Origin of the sequence: Stenotrophomonas maltophilia group sp. Smal32, from assembly GCF_030237085.1 — a bacterium.
GTDB lineage: Bacteria > Pseudomonadota > Gammaproteobacteria > Xanthomonadales > Xanthomonadaceae > Stenotrophomonas > Stenotrophomonas maltophilia_Q.
The window spans coordinates 8,859-11,834 of the sequence record NZ_JASJSI010000072.1 but is presented as its reverse complement, the minus strand read 5'-3'; the positions used below and the strand labels follow the sequence as shown (position 1 = coordinate 11,834).

At 63.6% G+C, this 2,976-nt stretch carries 3 protein-coding genes; 2 read left to right on the top strand and 1 reads right to left on the bottom strand.

Translation table 11 applies throughout. From position 1 onward, the window contains the following. On the bottom strand, nt 1–399 hold a 399-nt coding region (locus QRO91_RS15885; RefSeq protein WP_285310465.1), incomplete at its 3' end, for an endonuclease/exonuclease/phosphatase family protein. A 162-nt stretch (nt 400–561) separates the two neighbouring features. Between QRO91_RS15885 and QRO91_RS15880 the strand changes: the two genes are divergently transcribed. Together QRO91_RS15880 and QRO91_RS15875 are read left to right on the top strand one after the other, a co-directional pair. Beyond that, a complete protein-coding gene (locus tag QRO91_RS15880; protein ID WP_049429111.1) occupies nt 562–2,127 on the top strand; it encodes an oligopeptide:H+ symporter in 1,566 nt (521 codons plus the stop codon). A gap of 7 nt (nt 2,128–2,134) precedes the next feature. Beyond that, a complete protein-coding gene (locus QRO91_RS15875; RefSeq protein WP_010486760.1) occupies nt 2,135–2,761 on the top strand; it encodes a rhomboid family intramembrane serine protease in 627 nt (208 codons plus the stop codon). Nucleotides 2,762–2,976: the final 215 nt, after the last annotated feature.

Below are 2,976 nucleotides of genomic sequence, written 5' to 3'. Positions count from 1 at the left end.
GTGGTGCAGGGTCACGCCATCCTCCCTGACCGGCAGCCGGGTCACCATGGCGTTGCCATGCCCCAGCGGCTGGCTGGGCGGGTCGGCGGTAACGAAGTCGCAGCTGTAGCGCAGCCGGCTGGCCAGCCAGCAGGCCGGATTGCGGCCCTGCTGCTGCAGCACCTGCTGCACCGAGATCACGTCAGGCCGCAGCTCGGTGAGCAGCTTTGCCACCTGTTCGCGACGCAGCTTCCACTGCGCGTCATCGCGACTGGGCAGTTCCAGTGCGGCCACGGTCAGCTGGCGCGGCTCGGCGTCACCGTTTGCGCTGGCCGGCACCTGCGTCCGAGCCTGGGCCGGCAACGCCAGCACCATTGCGAGGCAGCTGAGCAGGAGACGGGCGTGGGCGAGGGGGCGCATAACGATAAGTTTACGCTTTTGTCGTGGAGGTGCCGTGACTTCCGGCAGGGCCCAAGCTGCCTGCCATGGATTGGCACCGTTGTCATGCAGCCCTGCAGCGTGCTTCGCAAGCCCCGGTTCCGGTAACCTTGCGCCTTTCGCTTTGCAGGATTGCCTTACAGGATGAGCCACGACGCAGTTGCCCCCATCGCCGGCCAGGGAAAGATGCCGCGCCAGATCCCGTACATCATCGGCAATGAGGCCTGCGAGCGGTTCAGTTTCTACGGGATGCGCAACATCCTGGTGCAGTTCCTGATCACCTCGCTGCTGCTGCAGGAAATCACTGCGGAAGGGCGTGCCGGTGAAGCCAAGGACATCATGCACAGCTTCATGATCGGCGTGTATTTCTTCCCGCTGCTCGGTGGCTGGCTGGCCGACAGGTTCTTTGGCAAGTACCACACCATCCTGTGGTTCAGCCTGGTCTACTGCGCCGGCCACCTGTGCCTGGCGCTGTTCGAGAACAGCCGCGAGGGCTTCTTCCTCGGCCTGGGCCTGATCGCGCTGGGCGCCGGTGGCATCAAGCCGCTGGTGGCCTCGTTCATGGGTGACCAGTTCGACCAGAGCAACAAGCACCTGGCCAAGATCGTGTTCGACGCGTTCTACTGGATCATCAACTTCGGCTCGCTGTTCGCCTCGCTGCTGATTCCGCTGGTGCTGAAGAACTGGGGCCCGCAGTGGGCGTTCGGTATCCCGGGCATCCTGATGTTCGTTGCCACCTTCGTGTTCTGGCTCGGCCGCAAGCGCTACGTGCTGGTGCCGCTGCCGCCGAAGGATCCGCATTCGTTCGCCAACGTGGTGCGCACCGCGCTGACCGCGCGCGTGGCGGGCCAGGGGCGTCCGGGCCTGGTGATCGCGGTGCTCGGCCTGGTGCTGGCAGTGGCTTCGTTCGGCCTGGTGGGCTCGCTGGGCATCGTGATCTGCCTGTGCCTGGCGCTGGTATCGATCCTGGCCGGTATCGGTGGTGGCACCTGGCTGCAGCTGGATCGCGCCCGTGGCCTGCATCCGGCCGAAGCGGTTGAAGGCGTGCGCTCGGTGCTGCGCGTTCTGGTGATCTTCGCCCTGACCACGCCGTTCTTCTCGCTGTTCGACCAGAAGGCCTCGACCTGGGTCCTGCAGGGCCAGCAGATGCAGATGCCCAGCTGGTTCACCGCCTCGCAGATGCAGGCGCTGAACCCGCTGCTGGTGATGATCCTGATCCCGTTCAACAACCTCGTCCTGTACCCGGCCCTGCGCCGCTTCGGCTTCGAGCCAACCGCGCTGCGCCGGATGACCGCCGGTATCGCCTTCAGTGGCCTGGCCTGGATCGTGGTCGGCGGTATCCAGGTGGTGATGGACGGGGGCAACGCCATGTCGATCTTCTGGCAGGTGCTGCCGTACGCGCTGCTGACCTTCGGTGAGGTGCTGGTCTCGGCCACCGGCCTGGAATTCGCCTACAGCCAGGCGCCGCAGGCGATGAAGGGCGTGGTGATGAGCTTCTGGAACCTGACCACCACCATCGGCAACCTGTGGGTGCTGCTGTCCAATGCCGCCGTGCGCAATGACACGGTGACCCACAAGATCGCCAGTACCGGCCTGAGCGAGGCGGCATTCCTGATGTTCTTCTTCGCCGGTTTCGCCTTCGTCGCGGCGTTGGCCTTCGGTTGGTACGCGAAACGCTATCGTATGGTCGACAACTACCGTAGCGCCTGAGCCTGACATGACCCCCGTCAATCTGCTGTTGATCGCCATCACCGCCATCCTGTCGTGGATGGCGTTCAACAACCGCAAGCTGGCCGACCGCCTGATCCTGTGGCCGCCGGCCATCGACCGTCACCGCCAGTACGACCGGCTGGTGACCTATGGCTTCATCCACGCGGACTGGTCGCACCTGATCTTCAACATGATCACCCTGTTCTTCTTCGGGGGATTCATCGAGAGTGTGATGGTGCAGCTCACCGGCAGCTACCTCACCTACCCGGCGTTCTACATCGGAGCGCTGCTGGTCTCGATCCTGCCCAGCTACCTGAAGAACCAGAAGAACCCGAACTACCTCAGCCTCGGCGCGTCCGGAGCGGTGTCGGCGGTGCTGTTCGCCTTCATCCTGATCAAGCCGTGGTCGATCATCCTGGTGTTCTTCATCCCGGCACCGGCGATTGTCTATGCCGCGTTCTACGTGGGCTACAGCATCTGGATGGACAAGCGCGGTGGTGATCGCATCAACCACAGCGCGCACCTGGCCGGTGCAGCGTTCGGCGTGATCTTCATGCTGGCCATGCAGCCGAGCATCTTCACCCACTTCCTGCGCGAACTCTCCAACCCGACCTTCCGCCTCGGCGGCGGTTGAGGGGCCGGGGGGGGGGGCCGCGGGTGGGCCCCCCCCGGCGGGGCGGCCCCCCCCGGGGCGCCCCCGGGTGGTTGCGCGAAGTTTTTATCAAAAAACACCACAAAAAATAATACAAAACTCGGCAAAAAAAAAGTTTAGTATTTACCTTACAACCCCCCATTATCACTACCCCCCACCACAGCAATATTAATAAAAAAAAAAACCCACCCAAAACC